Below are 21,350 nucleotides of genomic sequence, written 5' to 3'. Positions count from 1 at the left end.
TCAACAATGAGTGGTCAAGAAGTGAGCCAAAACGAAGTGCTGTTTGAACGCGCACAAAAAACAATTCCTGGCGGTGTGAATTCACCCGTGCGTGCTTTTCGTTCTGTTGGTGGTACACCCCGATTTTTCAAGCGTGCGAATGGCCCTTATGTGTGGGACGCGGATGACAAACGCTACATCGACTACATTGGCTCGTGGGGCCCCGCTGTATTGGGCCACGCCCACCCGGACGTAATCAAGGCAGTGCAAGAAGCCGCTGTGGGTGGTTTGAGCTTTGGCGCGCCCACCGAGGGCGAAATTGTGATGGCTGAAACGCTGTGCGAGATGTTGCCTTCGCTGGAGCAGGTGCGCCTGGTCAGTTCCGGTACCGAAGCCACCATGAGTGCCATTCGATTGGCCCGTGGCTTTACAGGCCGCGACACCATTGTGAAATTCGAAGGCTGTTACCACGGCCATGCCGACAGCTTGTTGGTGAAGGCGGGTTCTGGTTTGTTGACTTTTGGCAACCCCACCTCGGCCGGTGTGCCTGAAGATTTTGCCAAGCACACGCGCGTGCTGGACTACAACAATGTGGAGCAGTTACACGCGTTGTTCAAGGCCGGCGGCAGCAGCATTGCCTGTGTCATCGTAGAGCCGGTAGCGGGCAATATGAATTTGATCAAGCCCACGCGCGAGTTTTTGAATACTTTGCGCGACTTGTGCACCCAGCATGGAGCCGTGCTGATATTTGACGAGGTGATGACTGGTTTCCGCGTGGGGCCGCAAGGTGTGCAGGGCGTGTACGGCATCACGCCTGATTTGACCACGCTAGGCAAAATTATTGGTGGCGGCATGCCCATGGGTGCATTCGGTGGTCGCAAAGACATCATGGCCTGTATTGCGCCGTTGGGACCTGTTTACCAAGCGGGTACTTTGAGTGGCAACCCGGTTGCGGTGGCTGCAGGTTTAACCACCATGTGCCTGCTTAAGCAGGAAGGCTTTTACGAAAAGCTGGAAACTCAAACCCGCAAATTGGTGGAGGCCTTTAACCAGGTGGCGTATGCGCATGGCGAAACCTTCTGTGCAGACAGCATTGGCGGCATGTTCGGCATTTATTTCAGCGAAAAAGTACCCACCAGTTTTGCGGAAGTGAGTGCGTCGAATCGGGATCGCTTCAACAAATTTTTTCACGCTATGTTGGATGCCGGAGTTTACCTGGCGCCGTCGGCTTACGAGGCTGGGTTTGTGTCGGTGACGCACGACGATTCAGTGGTTGAGGCCACCAAGGTGGCGATTGACAAGGCGTTTGCGGCGATTAAGTAAGTTCACTGTTGCGAGTAAAGCCCCGCTCAGGTTCAAGCGGGGGCTTATTTTTTCTGTGTTGCAATATTGTAGATTGCGGCTTGTTCTTCTAGTCGCTCGGCCAACCACACTTTGATGATGGATTGACGAGTCACGCCCACCCTGTTTGCCTCTCTGTCCAGAGATTCAATCATCCACTCCGGGAAATCGACATTGACGCGTCTTTGCTGATTTGGACGGTGTGCCGACCCTAGGTCTAAATGTTCGGTGATGTTGGCTGCGCCTTCATCAAATTTTTTATCAAATGTTTTAGCTTTCATATAAAGCGACCTCTTCATTTCGTGCACGTCTCACCGAGATGATTCGAAGATTGCCATTTCGTCTGGTAAACACAGCAGTCCAGATTTTTGAATCAATTCGTCCAATCGCGATTGATCGGGGTTCATCGACTGTTTTTGCATCGATCTGTATCAAACACGGATCTGCCCAAAGTGCTTGTGCTTCGACAAAGTCGATTCCGTGTTTTGTGTGGTTACTTCTGCTTTTGGTCGAATCAAATTCAAAGTTCGGAATTGGTATAAAATTTATACCTTAAATGTATGTTTTTAACAATCATTAGTGCTTTTTTCAGAGAACTTGTTCCATAAAAAAACCGCCCGGGTTTGCACCCAAGGCGGTTTTTTTATTTGTGGGGTGTTGCTTAGCAGACCAACAAGTACACCATGTACAAGGTGATGAACACTTGAATCAAGAAGAAGGTAGCGCGTAGCATTACCAAAATAAATGAAGTGCCAAGAAGATGTGAAATGCTTTGCGCGATGCGGGCGTACAGAACAAACACGGCAATCGCGCTGATCGCTTCAATTTCACCCATTAGCCCAGCCATCGCCACAACGCCTGCAAACACCGGGAAGTTTTCCAGGCAATTCAGGTGGGCAGATTTTGCTCGCTGCAAGAACATCGGGTCGATTGGTTCTTTGCCACGCTCCCAGCTGTCAATACGCTTTTGGCCCAGCAAGGCTTGGGGCACCCGCGGCAGGGCATAGAACAACGCCAGAACTAAAATCCATCCGGCGTAAAGCAATACGGTGGTGTAAGCGTTCACTGTTTTGTCTCCTTCTTGTTGATTGAATCCGTTTGTGTGCTTGAAATTTCACCGCTGATTATGGGTGAAGGCACTTGCACTGACCATCATAAGTTCGGACAAAAACCGATTTCACTCTTTCTGTTTTTTCACCACTGCATATCGCTCAAGCGTTTTCTTCCTCGCCACATCATGTTCCACCACAGGCCTTGGGTAGGTTTCGCCCAGCACAACCCCTGCCATTTGCAGCTCGAACGGCGGGCATTCAGCGGGGTTGTGAATGTACTTGTTGGAAAGCTTGCTCAGTTCGGGGCAGTACTTGCGAATGAATTTGCCGTCGGCGTCAAATTTTTCAGACTGACTGTGGGGGTTGAATATGCGGAAGTAGGGTTGCGCATCGCAGCCTGTGCTGGCAGCCCATTGCCAGCCACCATTGTTGGCGGACAAGTCAAAGTCGTTCAATTGTTCAGCGAAATAACGCTCGCCCCAGCGCCAGTCAATCCCAAGGTCTTTGGTCAAAAAGCTGGCGGTGACCATGCGTAGCCGGTTGTGCTGGAAGCCGGTTTGGTTCAATTGGCGTTGCGCTGCGTCGACCAGGGGGTAGCCTGTCTTGCCTTCACACCAGGCCTTGAAAAGGCGTTTTGCCTTCTCATCATCATCCCAGCGAATTTGGTCGTATTCAGGCTTAAAGGCTTTTTCGGCAGCATCGGGGCGGTGGTAAATGATCTGGAAGTAGAAGTCGCGCCAAATCAACTCGTTCAGCCAGCCCATGGCACCTTCGCTGCCATCGAATTTGAACCGGTCATAGGCCGCCTTGGCCAGCCTGCGAATGGAAATGGTGCCAAAGCGGTTGTGCACACTCAGGTAGCTCACCCCTTTCACCGCAGGAAAGTCTCTTTTGTCCTTGTATTTGTCGATGCGCTCCAGAAAATCCTCAAATGCATCGAGTGCACCTTCTTCGCCGGGTTTGATCATGTCCAGCAAATTGGTGCGCGTGAATCCCATGTCTTCCAGACTGGGGGACGGCAGGTTCTTGTCGGCCGTCAAAGAATCAATGTGCGCCTCGCTGGGGTAGGGGGTTAGGTGGAATGCATCCAGTTTTTTCAGGCAGGCGTTTTTGAATGGCGTAAACACACTAAAAAACTTACCGGCCTGGGTCAAAACCTCGTCCTCTTCAAAAATGGCCTGGTCTTTAAAGCGGAACAGTTCAATACCCTTGCCCTGTAAGGTTTTGCCAACCGTAATGTCACGGTCAATGGCAGCCGGTTCATAGTCTTTGTTGGTGAACACGGCCTGCACACCCAGTTTCAAAGCCAGTTCGGGAATCGTTTTCTCGGCGTGGTCGTGCACCAGGTGCAGGTCGCCGCCAAAGTCCTGAAGTTTTTTCTTCAAGGCCATGCAGCTTTCCCAAATGAACTCAACCCGGCGGTCGGCTTTGTTGCTTAGTGCATCCAGAATGGTTCTGTCGAAAACAAATACGCAATGCACCTGTTTGCAGTGCTTCAGGGCGTAGAACAGCGCGGCGTTGTCGTGGGTACGCAAGTCGCGTCGGAACCAAACAAGACCTTTGGCGTACTCGCCTGGCTTGGGTTGGGTAGATAAAGGGTGGTTCTCGAGAAGTGATGCAGCCATGGGGAACAACTTAAATTGGGTTGGTCTGTGCGCTTTAAGGAGGGTAGAGGAACGCCTACCCACTTTTGCACAGTTAAAAGGCATTACAATTTTGGCATGAGCGAGACCGAAATTTCTACACCCACTGAATTTAGCTTGTCTGGTCAGTTGTTGATCGCCATGCCGAATATGCTCGACCCCAGTTTTGCGGGGTCCGTGGTGTATTTGTGTGAGCACTCTGGCAAGGGTGCCATGGGTTTGGTCATTAACCGACCAACCGACCTGCCCATTGAAGGTTTGCTCGAGAAAATCAATGTGGACATTGAAGGCTACTTGCCTACGCATTACCCGGTCATGATGGGCGGGCCCGTTGCCGCCGAGCGCGGTTTTGTGCTGCACACCGAGCCTTTGAGCTGGAACTCCTCCCTGAAGGTGAACGACGAAATTTCCCTGACCACCTCGCGCGATATTCTTGAAGCCGTGGCCCGCGGCGAAGCGCCCGGCAAATGGCTGATCACCTTGGGCTATGCGGGTTGGGGCGAGGGGCAACTTGAAGAAGAGCTTGCCCAGAATGCATGGCTGACCGTCTCGGCCAATCACGAAATATTATTCGACACGCCTTTGGAAGAGCGATTTGCCAGCGCCTACGCCATGCTGGGCATCGACCCCGCCTTGATGAGCGGTTCCGCGGGGCATGCGTAACAAGATGCAAACACCCAAGCCTACCCAATACCTGGCTTTTGATTTTGGATTAAAACGAATTGGTGTCGCATTCGGTAATTCGCTGACCAAAACGGCCAGCGGTGTGGCGGTGGTCGAGGCGCAAAACGACGATCAACGATTTGGCAAAATTGAAAGTTTGATCAAAGAATGGCAGCCAGAAGGTTTGGTGGTGGGAGTACCACGCCAGCCTGACGGTGCCAGCAACGAATTAACCACTCGATGCGAACGCTTTGCCCGTCAACTTGAGGGGCGTTTTGCCCTGCCGTGTGCCATGGTGGACGAGCGTTACACCAGTGCGATCATGGAAAGCTGCATGGGAGGCAAGGCCGCCCGCGAGAACAAGGGCCGAGTCGACATGGGCAGTGCCTGCCTGATTCTGGAACAATTTTTTCTGGAGGGACGATGAGCCTGCCCAACCCCGAAGCCCTGTATGCCCGATTGCGAGATCAAATTGAGAAAGCCTTTCCTGACCGCTCCGAATTGGGTTTGATCGGCGTTCACAGTGGTGGCGCATGGATCGCTGAACGCTTGCACAAAGACTTGAACTTCAGCTTGCCTTGCGGATTTCTGGACAGCGCTTTTTACCGTGACGACTTTTCCGAGCGTGGGTTAAAAGAGACGCCCAAACCTGCAGAGGTTCCATTTGACGTACAGGGACGCACCATTTTGTTGGTGGACGATGTGCTGTACACCGGTCGAACCACGCGTGCCATTGTGAATCACCTGTTCGATTTTGGTCGCCCCGCAAAAATTGAGCTGGCCGTGTTGCTGGATCGTGGTGGCCGAGAGTTGCCGATTGATGCACAGTACGTGGGCAAGCACTTGCCCTTAAAACCAAATGAAGCGTTTGTATTGACCCAAGATGATCAAGGTGCTTTCCGCCTGGAGCTGGAGGTAAAACCAAATTGAATAACCCTCAACTGAACGCCGCGGGTGAACTGATTCACCTGTTGAGTATTGAAGGGCTGCCCAAGGCGATGATCCATCGCATTCTGGACACGGCAGAGTCATTTTTGTCGGTGACCGATCGCGAAGTGAAACAAGTCCCTTTACTGCGCGGTAAATCGGTGTTCAATGTGTTCTTTGAGAATTCCACCCGAACCCGTACCACGTTCGAGATTGCGGCCAAGCGTTTGTCCGCCGATGTGGTGAACTTGAACATTGGTTCGTCGTCGACCAGCAAGGGTGAGTCGCTGATCGACACCATCGACAACCTGGCAGCCATGTCGGCTGACATGTTTGTGATGCGCCACTCGGAAAGCGGCGCGCCAACCTTCATGGCCCAGCACTTGAACCGCACCAGTGGCGGCACCATTCATGTGATCAACGCAGGCGATGGTCGGCATGCCCACCCCACGCAAGCGCTGCTCGACATGTACACCATTCGCCACTACAAAAAAGATTTCACCAAATTGCGTGTCGCGATTGTTGGCGATATTTTGCACAGTCGGGTGGCACGTTCAGATATTCACGCATTGACCACGCTGGGTTGTCCGGAAGTGCGCGCAGTAGGCCCCAGCACCTTGCTGCCAAACCACTTGGACAACATGGGTGTGCGTGTATGCCACGACCTGGTGGAAGGCATCAGGGATTGCGATGTCATCATCATGCTGCGCTTGCAGAAAGAGCGCATGACAGGCGCGCTGATTCCTTCTGCCCAAGAATATTTCAAGCATTTTGGTTTGACCGAAGAGAAGTTGCGCCATGCCAAACCCGATGCAATTGTTATGCACCCAGGCCCCATGAACCGCGGGGTTGAAATTGATTCTGCGGTGGCCGATGGTCCCCAAAGCGTGATCTTGAATCAGGTGACTTTCGGGATTGCGGTGCGCATGGCGGTGATGAGTATTCTGGCGTCGTCCAGCAAAAGCGCTTAAATTGAACAACGAGGACAAACAATGCGAGTGTTGATTTCTGGCGGACGTGTGATTGACCCCAGCATCGGTATCGATGCGATCATGGATGTTGCCGTGGCCGCAGGCCGCGTGGTGGCGGTGGCCCCCAAAAGTGAAATGCCCGCCGACTTCGCGCCCAGCAAAACCATTGACGCCACTGGCTTGTGGGTATTCCCCGGGCTGGTGGACTTGTCTGCACGCCTTCGTGAGCCCGGCTATGAATACCGCGCCACGCTGGAAAGCGAAATGGAAGCGGCCATGGCGGGTGGCATTACCTCGCTGGTGTGTCCACCTGATACAGAACCCGTGCTGGACGAACCTGGCTTGATCGAAATGCTCAAGTTCAAGGCCCGCCAATTGAACCTGTCCAAGGTGTACCCGCTGGGCGCCCTGACCACGGGTTTAAGTGGCGAAACGTTGACCGAAATGGCCGAACTGACAGAAGCGGGTTGTGTTGGTTTCAGCCAGGCGGAATCGCCCATTCGCGATTTGCGGGTGCTGTTGCAAGCCATGAAGTACGCCCGCAACTTTGGGCTCACGGTTTTTTTACGCCCAACCGAACCCAACTTCAGCAAAGGCGGTGTGGCCCACGCGGGTGCTTATGCTTCTCGCATGGGCTTGAGCGGTATTCCCGTGATGGCGGAAACGATCGCTTTACAGGCCTATTTTGAGCTTGTGCGGGCCACCGGTACGCGCATGCACATTTGCCGCATCAGTTCTGCCAAGGGTATTGAGCTGGTTCGTCAAGCCAAGGCGGAAGGCTTGCCGGTCACTTGCGATGTGGCAATTCACCATGTGCATTTGACCGATTTGGACATTGGCTTTTTCGACCCCAATGCCCACCTGATTCCGCCTTTGCGGGAACAACGCGACCGGGACGCCATTCGCGCCGGTTTGCTCGATGGCACCATTGATGCCATTTGCTCGGACCACACCCCCGTGGACGACGACGCCAAGTTATTGCCGTTTGCCGAAAGCGAAGCCGGTGCAACCGGGCTTGAACTCTTGTTGACCTTGGCGGTGAAATGGATGCGTGAGCAAAATGTGCCGCCTGCTCGAATTGTGGAATTGTTGTGCGGCAACCCAGCCGACATTATTAAAGTTCAGGCAGGCAGCCTGCGCACTGGCATGCCGGCAGACCTTTGTTTGTTCAACCCCGATGTGGACTGGGTGGTGGGTGAAGCAAGTTTGATCAGCCAGGGCAAACACACGCCATTCAATGGTTTTCCCATGCAGGGCAAAGTACAACTGACCATGGTCAACGGGAATGTAGGCTACAGCAGCCTTGATAAAAGCAAAATGAAAGTGTTGGCGGCTTAAGGGCTTTCAGGCTTAGGGACTTCAAGGCATGCGTAAAGTGTTCATGTTGCTTCGTCTGGTGACGCATCTGTTGTACGGTTTTGTAGTGGCTTTGGTGTTTTGGCCGTTGTTGGGCAAGGCTTTGAGGCAGGGCGTTGAAAAGCGTTGGGCACGCCAATTACTGGGCATTTTGAATGTGCAGGTGAAAGTGGTGTACGAATCGGCGGAATCAAATTACGCCATTCACCAACCCTGTTTGCTTTACAGCACCCATGTGTCCTGGCTCGATATTTTTGCGTTCAACAGCATTCATCCTGTGACCTTCATTGCCAAGTCTGAAATTTCAAAATGGCCCATTGGTGGTTTGCTGGCCAAGCGCAGCGGCACGCTGTTTATTGAGCGGGGCAAACGCCACGCCGTGCGCGATGTGATTCACGCTGCGGTGAAAGTGCTGGGCACGGGGCGCTGTGTGGCTGTGTTTCCCGAAGGAACAACCGGGCCTGGCGATGCGCCTTTGCATTTCCACAGCAACTTTGTGCAACCCGCCATTCAGGCCCATGTGCCTATGTTGCCTGTGAGCTTGCAGTACTTTACCCCCGATGGACAGTTTTCAGCCGAGCCCGCCTTTGTGGGCGAGCAAACGCTGCTGGAGAACATTCAGGTTTTGATGAACAGCAAGACCGGTTTCGTGGTGCAGTTGTACATTCATGCACCAATTGATACCGATGGGCGAACCCGGCATGAACTCAGCGATGAAGCGCACCTGAAGATCTGTGAATTGTGCCGGCAAACCAGTGGTGCAAGTTCAAGCGAGTAGGCCGGGTTTAAGGAATGGCAGGCAAGGGTGGCTCGACTGCTTCTACCTGAATAATGGCTTCATCTTCAAGCCGCAGCGCCGTCAGTTGCCCGCCCCACACACAACCTGTGTCCAGACAATATCCCGCCTTGTTTTTCAGCGCCCCCAGTGTAGACCAGTGTCCAAATACAATTGGCCCTTCGTTTGCAAACTCGCGTGGGGTATCAAACCAAGGCTTCAGGTCGGGCGGCGCGTCGGCAGGTTCCAGTTTGTATTTGAAATCAATTTTGCCGTCGTCGCGCACCATGCGCATGCGGGTAAACACATTCACAATCAAACGCAGGCGATCAAATCCTTCGAGGGTGGGGTCCCAACGATTGGGCTTGTTGCCATACAATTCGGCCATGAATGTTTTCCATTCGGGGCCCGCCAGCATTTGTTGCACTTCACCGGACAACTGAACGGCATCGCTGAAACTCCATTGGGCCAGAATGCCCGCATGCGTCAGCAAAGCATTGTGCAGTGCGTGGTTAACGTTCGGCAGGCGCAAGGCCAAAGGCTGGCTGCGTAGCCAATCAACCAGTTCCTGGCCGTCGGGCGCGTTGACCACTTCAGCAATGGTGTCGCTTTCGTGGCTGCGGCCACTGTTGCACCACAGGGCCAACAGGTGCAAGTCGTGATTGCCCAGCACGGCGTGGGCGCGTTCCCCCAGGCTTTTTACAAACCGCAGGGTATCCCGCGATTTTGGGCCGCGATTCACCAGGTCGCCTGCAAACCACAGCTCGTCAAGCTGGGGGTTGAATTGCACCTTGTCCAAAAGCTTGAGTAAAGAATCCAGACAACCTTGAACGTCGCCAATCACATAGTTGGCCATATTGAAAACAAACCAAAACAACGAAAGTAGTATTATGCCTTGTGTATGTGCTTTCAATGCGACAAGGCCATTGCGTCTTCTTTTTCCTTATTCGACTAATTCAGGTATTCACCCATGAGCATCTCCTCCTCCATTTTCAAGGCCTATGACATTCGCGGCATTGTGGACGATACATTGACCGAGGACGCAGCCTATTGCGTAGGCCGTGCTTTGGGGCAATTGGCACTAAGCCGTGGCAAGAACGAGGCAGTGGTAGGGCGCGACGGTCGCCTCTCAGGCCCTCGCCTGTGCGGTGCTTTGGCTGACGGGTTTCGCGATGCCGGTGTGAATGTTGTGGATGTTGGCATGGTGGCCACCCCCTTGGTTTATTTTGCAACCTTCTTGCTGGGCAATGGCACCGGGGTGCAGGTCACCGGCAGCCACAACCCCCCGCAGTACAACGGCCTGAAAATGATGGTGGCGGGTGAAACGCTGTATGGCGATACCATTCAGGGTTTGCTGAAATGGATTCAAAATGAAAAGCCTGTGCGTGGCGTGGTGCCTGGTGTGCAGCGTGGCGGCTACCGCGAGCTGAATGTGTGGCCCGATTACCTGGGTAATATTCTGGGCCACATTAAACTGGCGCGCCCCATGAAAATTGCAGTCGATTGCGGCAACGGAGTGGCTGGCGCATTTGCCAAAACCCTGTACGAAGCCTTGGGCTGTGATGTCACCGAATTGTTTTGTGAAGTGGATGGCAACTTTCCCAACCACCATCCCGACCCTGCTCACCCTGAGAACCTGCAAGACCTGATTGCCTGCGTGAAAAACGGTGATGCTGAAATTGGTTTGGCTTTTGACGGTGACGGTGACCGCCTGGGTGTGGTGACCAAAGACGGCGAAATCATTTACCCCGATCGACAGCTGATTTTGTTTGCACGCGATGTGATCGCACGCAACCCGGGTGCCATGGTGATTTACGATGTTAAGTGCACGCGCCATGTGGCCAAGGCTGTGAAAGCAGCGGGCGGCGAACCCTTGATGTGGAAAACAGGACATTCCCTGATCAAAGCCAAGTTAAAGGAAACTGGGGCACCGCTTGCTGGCGAGATGAGTGGCCACGTGTTTTTCAAAGAACGCTGGTTTGGTTTTGATGACGGTCTGTATGCAGGTGTGCGTCTGCTTGAAATTCTGTCGCGCGGCAGTGATCCCAGCGCAGAATTGAATGCGCTCCCGAACTCATCCAGCACGCCTGAATTGCAGTTGCAAACTGCCGAAGGCGTGAACTTTGAAATCGTCAAGCGCTTGCAAGCTGAAGGAAAGTTTCCGACTTCAGAATCCGTGAATACCATTGATGGTGTGCGTGCAGAATATGCAGATGGCTTCGGGCTTGCACGCCCGTCCAATACAACACCGGTGGTGGTCATGCGCTTTGAAGCCGACAGTGATGAAGCATTGGCACGCATTCAAGGTGAATTCAAGGCGGCTATTCTTGCCGTGGCCCCCGACGTTAAATTGCCTTTCTAAATGAGTACCGTGAACGATTCTGAAATGATCGAGGCCACTCGGCTGTGGGTGGAGCAGGTGGTTGTGGCCTTTAACCTGTGCCCATTCGCAAAACGAGAATTGGTGAAAAACCGGGTGCGTTTTGTGGTGAGCCAGGCAGTTGATGAAGCCACTTTGCTGGATGAGCTGGCACATGAATTGGCGCTGCTGAATGTGGATGAATCAGTGGAAACCACTTTGCTTCTTCATCCCCGGGTATTGCAGGATTTTTACCAGTACAACGATTTTCTGGAATTGGCTGACCAACTCTTGGTGGATATGGACCTGGAAGGTGTGTATCAAGTGGCCAGCTTTCATCCGGAGTATCAATTTGGCGGCACAGAACCTGACGATGCCGAAAACTACACGAACCGTTCCCCCTACCCAATGCTTCACCTGCTGCGTGAAGACAGTTTGAGCGACGCAATCGACAGCTACCCGGAAGTTGATTTGATCCCGGAGCGCAATATTGAATGCATGAATGAGCAAGGTGCGGAGAAAATGCGTGCTTTGCTTGAAGCCTGCTTGCGCAACGATTCTGGGGCAGATCGCTGATTCTGAGTTTGCTTCACATTGTCAATTAACGTTACAAGTTGGAAAACATGGCCAAAGCCAATCCAGAGAAATTGAACTGGAAAGTGTCGATTGTTGATTTGATGAAGTTGTTGGGATTGGACGGCAGTTTGGCAGCGCGCAAGGAATTGGCCGCTGAGTTGGGATGCCCGGCCGAGAAAATGGGCGATTCTGCTCACATGAACATGTGGCTGCACAAAACTGTGCTTCAAAAACTGGCGGACAACGGGGGCAACATTCCGGCTGATTTGCGGGATTGATTGTTGAATATTTGTTGATGAATAAAACGGTTGTGGTGCCACACACCACAATCTTTCAGATTTGGTGTTTGACTCTAATCCGAGAAAAGAAAACAGCCGCCTTAACGCAAAGTAAAGCGGTGGTTATATTTCCGCGGTTTTTGAGTTTTTCTTCTAGTCCAAAACCTTGGATGTAACTTTGGAGTTTCGAGGAAAGCCTCGAAAAATCTAGTTGAAAGGAAATCGGGGTGCTTGCAAACTAAGGGCTCACATCCCTCCTCTTTTGCTTCTGAGGTTTGCCCGATTAACCATATCGGGCATTTTTTTTGCCTATTTTCTGGGCACTGTTTCCCAATTCAAGTAGCATTGCGCCTGTAACAAACAAGCGATCAAGCCGTGGCCACATACACAGTCAAAGAGATGTTTTATACCCTGCAAGGCGAAGGCGCCCAAGCTGGCAGGGCGGCTGTATTTTGCCGGTTTGCAGGCTGTAATTTGTGGACGGGTCGCGAAGAAGACCGGGCAACAGCTGTTTGCAAGTTTTGTGACACGGATTTTGTCGGCACCGATGGCGTGGGTGGGGGCAAATTCAAGGATGCAGCAGCGCTGGCGCTGGCCATTGCCAATGCATTTGAAGGCGATTCAACATGGAACAGACCCTATGTGGTGTTTACTGGTGGAGAGCCCACGCTGCAGTTGGATACAGCCTTGATTGAGGCAGTGCATGCCCAGGGATTCGAGATTGCCATTGAAACCAACGGCACCTTGCCTGTGCCTGCGGGCGTGGACTGGATTTGCGTCAGCCCGAAATTTGGCAGTGAGCTGGTGCAAACCACCGGCCACGAATTGAAAGTGGTGGTACCGCAGTTGGGCCAAGACCTGGATGCATTGGGTCAACTGGATTTTGAGCATTATTTTGTGCAAGCCATGGACGACGCTGAACCAGCCAGGAAAGCAAAGAATATGCAGGTGGCCATTCAAACCTGCCTGCACAAACCCCAGTGGCGTTTGAGCGTTCAAACCCACAAAGTGATCGGAATGCCATGAAAGTATTCAAGCAATTTACCTTTGATGTAGCCCACCAATTGCCAGACTGGCCCGGTCTACATGGGCACAGCTACACCGCCGAGGTGTGGTTTGAAGGTCCAGCCAAAGATGGTTATGTGGTGCCTGAAAGCCTGCTGAGCGAGCAGGTGGGCGCTGTGCACAAGCGCCTTGATCATTCTTATTTGAATGAATTTATTGAGCTGCCCACCTCGGAAAATATCGCCCGCTGGATTTGGGATCAGCTTCGCCCGGTCGGACCTTTGATCAAAGTGAAAGTGTTTCGCGGGTCAATCGGGTTCGGGGTTGAGTTTGACCTGGAAGATGCGAAGGCGGAAGGCCGGGCGTGAGGTAAAAATATTACGCCAAAATTTTCTTCGCCTTGTCGCTGGTGATCTGCTGCGCCCACACAAACTGCCTTGAGTCGTCGGCAGTCATTGGTCGGGCCAGTCCAAAACCCTGTAGTTCAAGTACACCCGATTCAATCAGAAAGTCCCGTTGCTCGGCGGTTTCAACGCCTTCAGCCACCACGCCCAGGCCAAGCGCCTTCGCCATGGCCAATACGGTTCGGGACAAGATAACGCTGTCGGTTTTGTTGGGCAAATTGCTCACAAACGAGCGGTCGAGTTTGATGGATTGAACCGGCATGCGGTGCAGGGTGGCCAGCGAGGAATAACCCGTGCCGAAATCATCGATCGACAAAGAAACGCCCAGTTCATGCAAGCGGTTCAGGTCTTGTAAAACAGTGTCCTGATTCTGCATCAATACGGTTTCGGTCAATTCAAGCTCAAGCAGTTTGGGTGGCAGGCCACTCAGTTTAAGCACCTTTTCGACAGTACCGCACAGTTTGCCATCCAGCAATTGGATACCCGATACATTCACAGAAACACTGATTGGATTCTTCAGTTTTTTATTGGTGTCTTTCAGCCATTTGCAGGCTTTGCGCATGACCTGTTCACCCATGGGAATGATCAGTCCTGTTTCCTCGGCGATCGGAATGAACTGGGCAGGGGGAATCAGCTCGCCAGTGCGTGAACGCATGCGAGCCAGGGCCTCAACGGAACAAATGGAGCCGTTGGCATTGAATCGCGGTTGGTAATGCAATTCGATGCGGTCGTGCAAAATTGCATCGTGCAAATCATTTTCCAGATCAACCTTGGTTTGCAAGGTGGCACTCATATTCGTGTGGAACACGCGCACCGTATTTTTCCCGGCCTGCTTGGCCTGATACATCGCAATGTCGGCATGTTTCAGCAAGCCCTCAACATCGGTGGCATCGGTTGGAAACAGGGCCACACCCACAGAGGCACCCACATAAATTTTCTTTTCACCCAGCTCAAACGGTTTTTTGCTGACGGCATCTACCACCTTGCGGCCCACATTGAATGCGGTGTCTTGGTCGGCAATGTAGGGCAGGGTGATTACAAATTCGTCGCCCGACAAACGGGCAACAATGTCTGAACTTCGAACCACGCTGCGCAAGCGTTTGGATACGGCAATCAGCAGGTCGTCTCCCCGGTCATGGCCAAGCGTGTCGTTCACCGCTTTAAAGCCGTCCAGGTCGATGAACAGCAAGCCCAGTTTGAAGTCCTGAACCTGGTCGTTGCCAAGCAGTTCTTGCAGGGTTTGCGACAAGGCCAGGCGGTTGGGAAGACCCGTTAACGGATCGTGTGTGGCTTGATGCCGCATTTTGCTTTCACTGCGCTTGATCGAACTGATGTCGGTGAAGAAAATCGAGATCAGCTCGTCGCTGGGGTAAGCCTTTACTTGGTACCACATGTCATTGGCGGGGTCTTGCCACTGAAATGTTTCAGGCTGCATGCTGCCTTTGGCCTGATTCACATATTTAAACAGCGGTGTTTTCTTCAAGTGGGGGGCACGTTCCCACACCATTCGACCCAGCAAAAGTGCAGCACTTTTGCCCAGCAATTCGGCGCCTTTCTCATTCAGGTAGTTCACGTAGCCATTCATGTCGATGGCAAAAAATGCATCGTCCATGGACTCAAGAATGTTGTTGATTCGTTCTTCGCTTTTCAGCAAGGCTTCTTCAAGATGAATATTGCTCGAACGGCCAATCAGGAGAATGTCTGCACCAATACAGGCAGCTGTCCAGTCGAAGTACACCACATCATTGAAGGTGTTGCGCAGGCGAAAGGAACCATCGGTAGAGCCGGTTTGATATTTCACCTGGTCAAGTACCCGCTTGAACTGACCTACATCGGTTCGAAACACCAGGTTTGCAGCATCCAGGTTTTGCAGTTGTTCGCTGCTTTGCCCCAAAAACTCCTCCAGCGAAGGGCTGACCTTTTTGATTCGCCCTTTGTCGTCAACACTGAGTAACACGCTGGTTGGAATTTTTTTGTCGGCGCTCTCGGCTGAATCAAGCCGTTGCTCTGGGGTGTTGGTCGTTGGCAGTGCCGATGACGGTTTGCCATGCTTGACCTCTTGTTCGTGAAGCACGCCAAATTCGCCATGGGCCAGCATTTGCAAACGAAACCACTGCTCATTCACCTTGACATGGCCGGTCCAGCCTTGTTGGCGAAGCAAGGCGTTGGACAGGGCGCGGTAAATGGACATGCCATACCGGCTCACAATTAATTCACCGCCCGATTTGAATCCCAGTTCTTGCCGAAACAGTTTGCTTGCAGCGATCAGGCTGAGTTCATCCGTGACGTGTCCCAACAAGGCGTAGCGAAAGGCTCCACTGTCCAGCAATTCATTGATCAGTGGATCATCCAGAATATTGCTCAGGCTCATACATCGAACCTCGAAAGCCGCTTCTCCATTTCACGCATCAAATCATCGGAGCGCAAAATGGTTTGAACCGTGCTGGCCAGCGTACGGAATGCACTCTCGGTGCGCGTTTGCATGCCTTCCATGGCACCCAGAACTTCCCAGCCCTGGCGTTGATTGCCATGACCATTTTCAACCCATTGGTGCGTTGATCTGTCGATCGACACCAGCTGATTTTCAATGGCACTCAGACCACTTTTCAGAACATCCATCCTGCCCATGAAAGCATTGGTACGCTCATTCAGATTGTCCAGTGTTGTCAGGGTGGCTTGCAGTTGTTGGGCAGCGCCTGGCGACAGCTCTTTCTGGACTTCCTTGTGCAAGGCCTGTATTTGCTGGCTTGAATCAAATGCCTGTTTGCTGATGCGTTGCAACTGCTCCAAAGATTGATTCAGTTCATTGAGCAGATCAAAACTGTCCTCTGTGACCTTTTTGGACAATTCAGCAGTGCTTTGACCCATGCGTGTTTGATTGCCCAGACTTTGGACGAAGTCGCGCAGCTTTTTGGAAGCCAGCGAACTCTCTTCCAGCTGCTGGTTGTTGTCCGAGCCCAATTCTTTGGCAATTTGCGACAATTCGCGAATGTCGGTCCGGAGCATTTTGAATGCAGCAACCACGAACGCCATGTTGTCGGCGTAATCATTGAACACCTGGCCCATGGGGGATGTTCTGCCCAGTTCATCGGTTTGTGCGCGAACCCGCAGGTTAATGCCTTTCTCTTTGTCCAGATAGGCCAGTAATTTGGTGCTTTCTTCGGCAGCCAGTGCGTGTTGGCGAAGCACCTGTGCAATCACTGTGAGCAGCAGCACTTCGGTGGCGATATAGAAACTATGAAGGGCTACTGCGGGCAGACCTGAAAAGGGGCCGCGAAATATATAACAGTCGAAACCAGCTTGTTGAAGCATGTCGAACACAATGTGATGAATCACAATGAACAGGCCCATGCTGAGCAGGGGGCGTGTATCCCGATAGGCCAGCATGACTGGCAGCAACATGAAAAAACTGAAATGATATTCAGGCAAACCGCGTGAAATGTGCACGTGCAGTGCGCCCATGCCGACCAGCAGCAGCGCATTGATGTGCATGGTCAAGGGGTGGCCTGCATACAGCCGGGTGACCACCAGGCTGCCTAGAAACAAAGGAATTCCCCAGCCGAGGGCTTGGGCAATGTTGTTGTAGGCAAAGCCTTCCAGCGCAGCAAATGCAAGGCAAACAAAACTGACCACCACGCACAGCCAGTCGGCATTGATGCGTATTGAGGCGAAATCAGTGGCGTTGGCTGCCGCGCCAGACAGCTTGCTTAAAAATGCGAAAAACCCGCTAGAGGGTAGTTGCACCCGGGTGTGGGAGGCGTGTTGTTTCAGGGCCGAGTGCTGGGCATGCATGGTGAATTCTCGAAATTGACTTTGTCCAAATGTTAATTTCGAGAGTACCGGAAGTTATTTCCAATCAATCACCTGAATAGAGTGGATTTTCACCCCTTCAGAATCGTTCCTCCGGGGTCAGCAAACGCCACTGCCCCACGGGCAGGTCACCGAGCATCACGCGGCCAATTCTTACCCGTTTCAAGCCCACGACCCTTAGGCCCACGATCTCGCACATGCGGCGAATTTGTCGTTTTTTGCCTTCGTTCAAAATGAAGCGAAGCTGGTCCTCGTTTTGCCAACTCACGCGGGCAGGTTTCAGGGCTTCACCGTCCAGGCTCAGGCCATAACGCAGCATTTCCAGCCCACGGTCAGTCAATTCACCTTCAACTCGAACCAGGTACTCTTTTTCCACCGTGCTGTTGGCGTCGATCAATTGCTTGGCAATGCGGCCGTCTTGTGTCAATACCAACAAGCCCGTGGAGTCGATGTCCAGGCGGCCAGCCGGTGCCAAACCTTTCAACATGGCAGGCTGAAATGGAGTGGATGTTTTTCGATCCGCCTGGTTTTCAAGGCTTAAGCATTCCATGGCGGCTTTGTAGCGGCCTTCGGGTTGACCGGATACCACGCCAATCGGCTTGTGATACAAAATGGTGACTTGTTTGCCCAGCACATTTTTCGCGCGAGCGTCCAGGTCGATCGTGACGGTGGGCAGCACTTTGGCACCCAGTTCGTCGACTACTTTGCCATTCACACGGACCCAGCCGTTTTCGATCAGGTAATCGGCCTCGCGACGGGAACACAGTCCTTTGGCCGCCATGATCTTGCTCAATCGTTGCGGCTCGAATGGGTCCAGCATGTCGAGTGTGTTGGTGCCAGTCACCTTGCTGCGGCGTGGGCGCGCTGTGCCTGCCGTTGGGGCGGTGGGGGCGCTGCGCAGGGCGGCACGGTTGCGGTCGGGTTTTGCCGGTACAGCTGCCTTGCTGCTTGCTGCACCCGGTCGGCCACGACCGGCCGTGGCAGGTTTCTCAGCCACGGCTGTTTTGTTTCGGTTGCTGGGGCGTGCGGGTGGGCCAGAACGGCCCGAGTCGCCACTGCGGCCTGCGCTGCCATTGCGGCCTGCGGGTTTTTTCATGATTTCAGGGTGTCCTTGTGCATTGAGGCCGTATTGTAGGTGAAATCAATGGCTTAGGCTATGTCCTCTGCAGATCGGGTGGCAACAGCTTGTACAACACAGGGGTGACCAGGCGACCAATAAAGGTTGATGAAATCAATCCGCCAATAATGACCCACGCCAGTGGCGAATAAAGTCCGCCACCTTGTAACGCCAGTGGCAACAGGCCGCCCACAGCGGTGGCGCTGGTCAGCAAAATCGGCAGAAAGCGCGTGCGGCCGGCTTCTTCAATCGATTCGTCCAGTCCCTTGCCTTCTTCGCGCAACTGGTTGGTAAAGTCCACCAACAAAATCGAGTTCTTGATTTCAATCCCGATGAGCGCAATGAAACCGATCATGGCCGTGAAGCTGAGCGAGTTGCCGGTCAGGAACAACGTCACCATGCCCCCAGTGACTCCCAGTGGAATCACGAACAGCACAATCAGCGTGCTTTTGAAGCTGCCAAATTCCAGCACCAGAATGGCGAGTATGCCGAACACGGTAACTAAAATGGCTGTGCCAAAACCTGCAAAGCTTTCCTGTCGGCTTTTGACTTCTCCGGCCATTTTGTAGCGGTATCCAGTAGGCAGACCCATTTCATCAATTTGCCTGGCCACTTCGTTGCTGATTTTTTCCGTGTTGTAACCCGTGCGGGTGTAGGCGGTGAGTAGCACTGCGCGCTCTCGGTCAAAGCGGTAAATGCTGTTCAGGTTGTCGTCCAGTTCGAGCGTGGTGAGTTGGGTCAACGGCACGGCTTGCCCTGTGCGGGCAATCACATGAAAGTCATCCAGCGCACTCAAACTGCTTCGTGCGCCCGCAGGGCCTCGTACGCTGATGGTGTAGGCATCACCGTTGCTTTGGCGAATTTCCCCTGCATTGGCTCCTGCAATCGCCAAGCGTACAGCCTTGTCCAACTCGGCCGAGTTCACACCCAGCAAACCAGCTTTCTCGAAATTCACTTTCAAGCGCAGGTCGCTACGCCCGGTGCGCTGGGGATTGTCGACGTTTTGTGTACCCGGGGTGGCCAGCATGATTCGCTCAACCTGTGCAGACAATTCGCGAAGCGTTTCAATTTCGGGGCCCACCAAACGGATACCAATGGGCGCATCAATCGGCGGTCCATTCTCGAACTCACGCACAATCAAATTGGCACCCGCAATGGTTTTTAGCTCGCCGCGAATGGTATCGAGCAGCTTGGGGGTGTCGTCGTTGTACTCCTTCAGTTGAACAAACAGTTCACCCACGTTGGATTGTTTGTCTTGCTGGAACACGTTGTAATAAATTTGCGGATTGCCTTCACCCACCGTGGCCATGACAGCAGTAATTTCGTCGAACTGGCTTAGCTTGTTTTCAACTTGTTTCACCACGGTGTCGGTGGCGGTCAGGCTGGAGCCCGGAGGCAAGCCCACTTCGATGACAAACTGGGGTGTATTCGCTTTGGGAAACAGCGACATACCCATAAGTGGTGCCAGGCCGAGGCTGGCTACAAACAGGATCAGCGAAGCGGTAACCACTGTTTTCGGGGTTTGCAAGGCGCGGTGAAGCAGGGGGGTGTAAATTTTGTCAATCAACCCCATCAGCTTTTGCAGCACAATGTTGCCGTGTTCATTTTCCTCTTTTTTCAGCACACGGCTGGCCAAAAACGGAATGATGGTCAGCGCAACAAACAGGGATGCGATCACGGTGAAAACCACCGCAACGGGCAGCGAGCGAATGAACTTGCCGGCATTGTCGGGCAGCATTAACAGGGGCAGGAATGCAAACAACAGCGTTGCAGTGCAGCCCAAAACAGCCAGTGAAATTTGCTTGGTTGCCAGGCGTGCAGCATCCACCCGGTTGTATCCCATGCGCAGGTAACGCGCAATGTTTTCAATCACCACAATTGAATCGTCAACCAGCAAGCCCAGGGCAACCACAAGGCCTGCAATCGAAAGCTGGTTGAGCGAAAAGCCGGCATAGTACAAACAGGCCAGGCCGGTAAGCAGGGACAGCGGTACACTCACCATGACAATGCCCGAGGCGCGCAAGCCCAGTGGCAGCAAGGTAATCAGCACCAGCGTTACAGCAAGGCCAAAGTCGAAGGTCAGGCGATCAATTCGCTTCTCCACGTTTTTGTATTGCTCAAACCCGCGTTCAAGCTTGATGTTGTGCGGCAATGTTTTCTCGAACTCGTCTGCTGTTTCCTGCAATGCTTTTTGGGTCACAAAAATATTGCGCTCGTCTTTCTGGTTGGCGGTAACAAACACCGCACGCTGGCCATTGAAGCGGGCCATTACTTCCTGGTTTTCATAGTCCCATTGCACATCGGCCACATCGCCTACGCGAACCAGGCGACCACCCAAATCGCCGCCCGTACCCGTGCCTGCAATGACTGTGTTTCTGATCTCCTCAACGCTGCGGTACTGGCCTGATGTTTGTACGTTCAGTCGGCGTGCACCTTCTTCAACAGGGCCGCCTGGAATGTTCAACGACTCGCCTTGAATAACCCGTGCCACATCGGCTGCCTGCAGTCCCAGTTCTGCCAGTTTTTTAAAGTTCAGGCTAACGCGCACTTGCTGTTCAGGATAGGCCCAGCTTTCGCTTTCGCGTACCGAAGAAATTCGCTCAAAGGCCTCTGACAAATCCTCTGCATAGTTGGCCAGGTCGGCGTAGCTGCCGGTTTCAGACACCAGGGAATATTGAATGATGTTGGTGAAGCCCGGGTTGATTCGCTCAATTTCCAGTTTTTGAATGCCGGCCGGAAGGCTGTCGCGAATGCTGTTCAACTCGCGGTTGACCTCGTCGAACTTTTTGTCGACATCCACTTCTGCATTGAAACGCACAAACACCACGCCACCACTGTTTCGCGAGGTTGACAGCATTTCTTTCAAGTCATCCAGGCTACGAAGTGCATCTTCAATGGGCTTGGCAACTTGCTGCTCCATTTCGCGCGGGTCGGCCCCGGGGTAAATCACGTTGATGCGAAACGCGCTGATGTCGAAGTAGGGGTCTTCGGTTCTGGGAATGTTTTGATAGGCGCTGATACCGATTGCGGTCAGCAGGAAAAAAATCACCAGCGTGAACTGGTAATTCTTGATTGAAAAGTCCGAGAGTTTCAT

20 protein-coding genes and 1 pseudogene are annotated in these 21,350 nt (G+C 53.0%); 12 read left to right on the top strand and 9 right to left on the bottom strand.

What is annotated here, in order from left to right:
• Nucleotides 1-6 precede the first annotated feature (6 nt).
• Nucleotides 7-1,302: a glutamate-1-semialdehyde 2,1-aminomutase gene (gene hemL / locus ACVL1J_RS07780; protein WP_491665259.1), complete on the top strand. Its 1,296-nt coding sequence runs from the start codon at nucleotides 7-9 to the stop codon at nucleotides 1,300-1,302.
• A gap of 44 nt (nucleotides 1,303-1,346) precedes the next feature.
• Here hemL and brnA read toward each other — a convergent pair whose 3' ends face one another.
• The 4 genes from brnA to ACVL1J_RS07760 form a co-directional block, all read right to left on the bottom strand.
• Complete coding sequence (gene brnA, locus ACVL1J_RS07775) at nucleotides 1,347-1,601, bottom strand: type II toxin-antitoxin system BrnA family antitoxin (RefSeq protein WP_491665258.1); 255 nt, start codon at nucleotides 1,599-1,601, stop codon at nucleotides 1,347-1,349.
• Complete coding sequence (locus tag ACVL1J_RS07770; protein ID WP_474563399.1) at nucleotides 1,591-1,854, bottom strand: BrnT family toxin; 264 nt, start codon at nucleotides 1,852-1,854, stop codon at nucleotides 1,591-1,593. The genes brnA and ACVL1J_RS07770 overlap by 11 nt, the downstream gene beginning before the upstream one ends.
• A 127-nt stretch (nucleotides 1,855-1,981) precedes the next feature.
• Nucleotides 1,982-2,386, bottom strand: coding sequence for an MAPEG family protein (locus ACVL1J_RS07765; RefSeq protein WP_159568864.1), 405 nt, complete (start codon nucleotides 2,384-2,386; stop codon nucleotides 1,982-1,984).
• Nucleotides 2,387-2,497: 111 nt separating this feature from the next.
• On the bottom strand, nucleotides 2,498-3,997 hold the full coding sequence (locus ACVL1J_RS07760; RefSeq protein WP_491665257.1) for a cryptochrome/photolyase family protein: 1,500 nt from the start codon (nucleotides 3,995-3,997) through the stop codon (nucleotides 2,498-2,500).
• Nucleotides 3,998-4,093: 96 nt separating this feature from the next.
• On the opposite strand from ACVL1J_RS07760, the gene ACVL1J_RS07755 reads away from it, so the two are divergent.
• From ACVL1J_RS07755 to ACVL1J_RS07730, 6 genes are read left to right on the top strand one after another with little or no spacing between them, the layout of a single operon-like run.
• Nucleotides 4,094-4,678 (top strand): YqgE/AlgH family protein, encoded by a 585-nt coding sequence (locus tag ACVL1J_RS07755; RefSeq protein WP_341237957.1) that lies wholly within the window; start codon nucleotides 4,094-4,096, stop codon nucleotides 4,676-4,678.
• On the top strand, nucleotides 4,671-5,105 hold the full coding sequence (gene ruvX, locus ACVL1J_RS07750; RefSeq protein ID WP_159568861.1) for a Holliday junction resolvase RuvX: 435 nt from the start codon (nucleotides 4,671-4,673) through the stop codon (nucleotides 5,103-5,105). The genes ACVL1J_RS07755 and ruvX overlap by 8 nt, the downstream gene beginning before the upstream one ends.
• On the top strand, nucleotides 5,102-5,608 hold the full coding sequence (gene pyrR, locus ACVL1J_RS07745) for a bifunctional pyr operon transcriptional regulator/uracil phosphoribosyltransferase PyrR (protein ID WP_341237956.1): 507 nt from the start codon (nucleotides 5,102-5,104) through the stop codon (nucleotides 5,606-5,608). The genes ruvX and pyrR overlap by 4 nt, the downstream gene beginning before the upstream one ends.
• Nucleotides 5,605-6,576: an aspartate carbamoyltransferase catalytic subunit gene (locus tag ACVL1J_RS07740; protein WP_159568859.1), complete on the top strand. Its 972-nt coding sequence runs from the start codon at nucleotides 5,605-5,607 to the stop codon at nucleotides 6,574-6,576. The genes pyrR and ACVL1J_RS07740 overlap by 4 nt, the downstream gene beginning before the upstream one ends.
• A 21-nt stretch (nucleotides 6,577-6,597) precedes the next feature.
• The gene (locus ACVL1J_RS07735; RefSeq protein ID WP_159568858.1) at nucleotides 6,598-7,914 is read left to right on the top strand and encodes a dihydroorotase; all 1,317 of its coding nucleotides are present in this window, start codon (nucleotides 6,598-6,600) and stop codon (nucleotides 7,912-7,914) included.
• A 28-nt stretch (nucleotides 7,915-7,942) separates the two neighbouring features.
• A complete protein-coding gene (locus ACVL1J_RS07730) occupies nucleotides 7,943-8,710 on the top strand; it encodes a lysophospholipid acyltransferase family protein (RefSeq protein ID WP_341237955.1) in 768 nt (255 codons plus the stop codon).
• A gap of 7 nt (nucleotides 8,711-8,717) precedes the next feature.
• On the opposite strand, the gene ACVL1J_RS07725 is transcribed toward ACVL1J_RS07730, so the two are convergent.
• Nucleotides 8,718-9,563 carry a symmetrical bis(5'-nucleosyl)-tetraphosphatase gene (locus tag ACVL1J_RS07725; protein ID WP_341237954.1) on the bottom strand — a complete coding sequence of 282 codons (846 nt, stop codon included), beginning with the start codon at nucleotides 9,561-9,563 and terminating at the stop codon, nucleotides 8,718-8,720.
• A 114-nt stretch (nucleotides 9,564-9,677) separates the two neighbouring features.
• Between ACVL1J_RS07725 and ACVL1J_RS07720 the strand changes: the two genes are divergently transcribed.
• The 5 genes and pseudogenes from ACVL1J_RS07720 to ACVL1J_RS07700 all read left to right on the top strand — a co-directional run bounded on the left by ACVL1J_RS07720 (nucleotide 9,678) and on the right by ACVL1J_RS07700 (nucleotide 13,293).
• Entirely contained in the window at nucleotides 9,678-11,069 is a 1,392-nt protein-coding gene (locus tag ACVL1J_RS07720; protein WP_341237953.1) for a phosphomannomutase/phosphoglucomutase, read from the top strand.
• Complete coding sequence (locus tag ACVL1J_RS07715) at nucleotides 11,070-11,642, top strand: DUF1415 domain-containing protein (protein WP_341237952.1); 573 nt, start codon at nucleotides 11,070-11,072, stop codon at nucleotides 11,640-11,642.
• 38 nt (nucleotides 11,643-11,680) lie between these two features.
• Nucleotides 11,681-11,920: pseudogene (locus ACVL1J_RS07710) on the top strand (DUF3597 domain-containing protein); the annotation flags it as partial.
• A gap of 375 nt (nucleotides 11,921-12,295) precedes the next feature.
• Complete coding sequence (gene queE, locus ACVL1J_RS07705; RefSeq protein WP_256366101.1) at nucleotides 12,296-12,946, top strand: 7-carboxy-7-deazaguanine synthase; 651 nt, start codon at nucleotides 12,296-12,298, stop codon at nucleotides 12,944-12,946.
• Complete coding sequence (locus tag ACVL1J_RS07700; protein ID WP_159568853.1) at nucleotides 12,943-13,293, top strand: 6-pyruvoyl trahydropterin synthase family protein; 351 nt, start codon at nucleotides 12,943-12,945, stop codon at nucleotides 13,291-13,293. Before queE ends, ACVL1J_RS07700 begins: the two co-directional genes overlap by 4 nt.
• 10 nt (nucleotides 13,294-13,303) lie before the next feature.
• On the opposite strand, the gene ACVL1J_RS07695 is transcribed toward ACVL1J_RS07700, so the two are convergent.
• From ACVL1J_RS07695 to ACVL1J_RS07680, 4 genes are all read right to left on the bottom strand, one after another.
• On the bottom strand, nucleotides 13,304-15,700 hold the full coding sequence (locus ACVL1J_RS07695; protein ID WP_341237951.1) for an EAL domain-containing protein: 2,397 nt from the start codon (nucleotides 15,698-15,700) through the stop codon (nucleotides 13,304-13,306).
• Nucleotides 15,697-17,121 carry a hypothetical protein gene (locus tag ACVL1J_RS07690; RefSeq protein WP_341237950.1) on the bottom strand — a complete coding sequence of 475 codons (1,425 nt, stop codon included), beginning with the start codon at nucleotides 17,119-17,121 and terminating at the stop codon, nucleotides 15,697-15,699. Before ACVL1J_RS07690 ends, ACVL1J_RS07695 begins: the two co-directional genes overlap by 4 nt.
• Before the next feature lie 97 nt (nucleotides 17,122-17,218).
• Nucleotides 17,219-17,959 carry a pseudouridine synthase gene (locus ACVL1J_RS07685; RefSeq protein WP_201301446.1) on the bottom strand — a complete coding sequence of 247 codons (741 nt, stop codon included), beginning with the start codon at nucleotides 17,957-17,959 and terminating at the stop codon, nucleotides 17,219-17,221.
• 334 nt (nucleotides 17,960-18,293) lie between these two features.
• On the bottom strand, nucleotides 18,294-21,350 hold the full coding sequence (locus ACVL1J_RS07680) for an efflux RND transporter permease subunit (RefSeq protein ID WP_341238125.1): 3,057 nt from the start codon (nucleotides 21,348-21,350) through the stop codon (nucleotides 18,294-18,296).

The organism is Limnobacter sp. G6BE5S, from assembly GCF_058448965.1.
The sequence above is the reverse complement of the archived record's forward strand: the minus strand, read 5'-3'. Positions and strand labels throughout refer to the sequence as shown.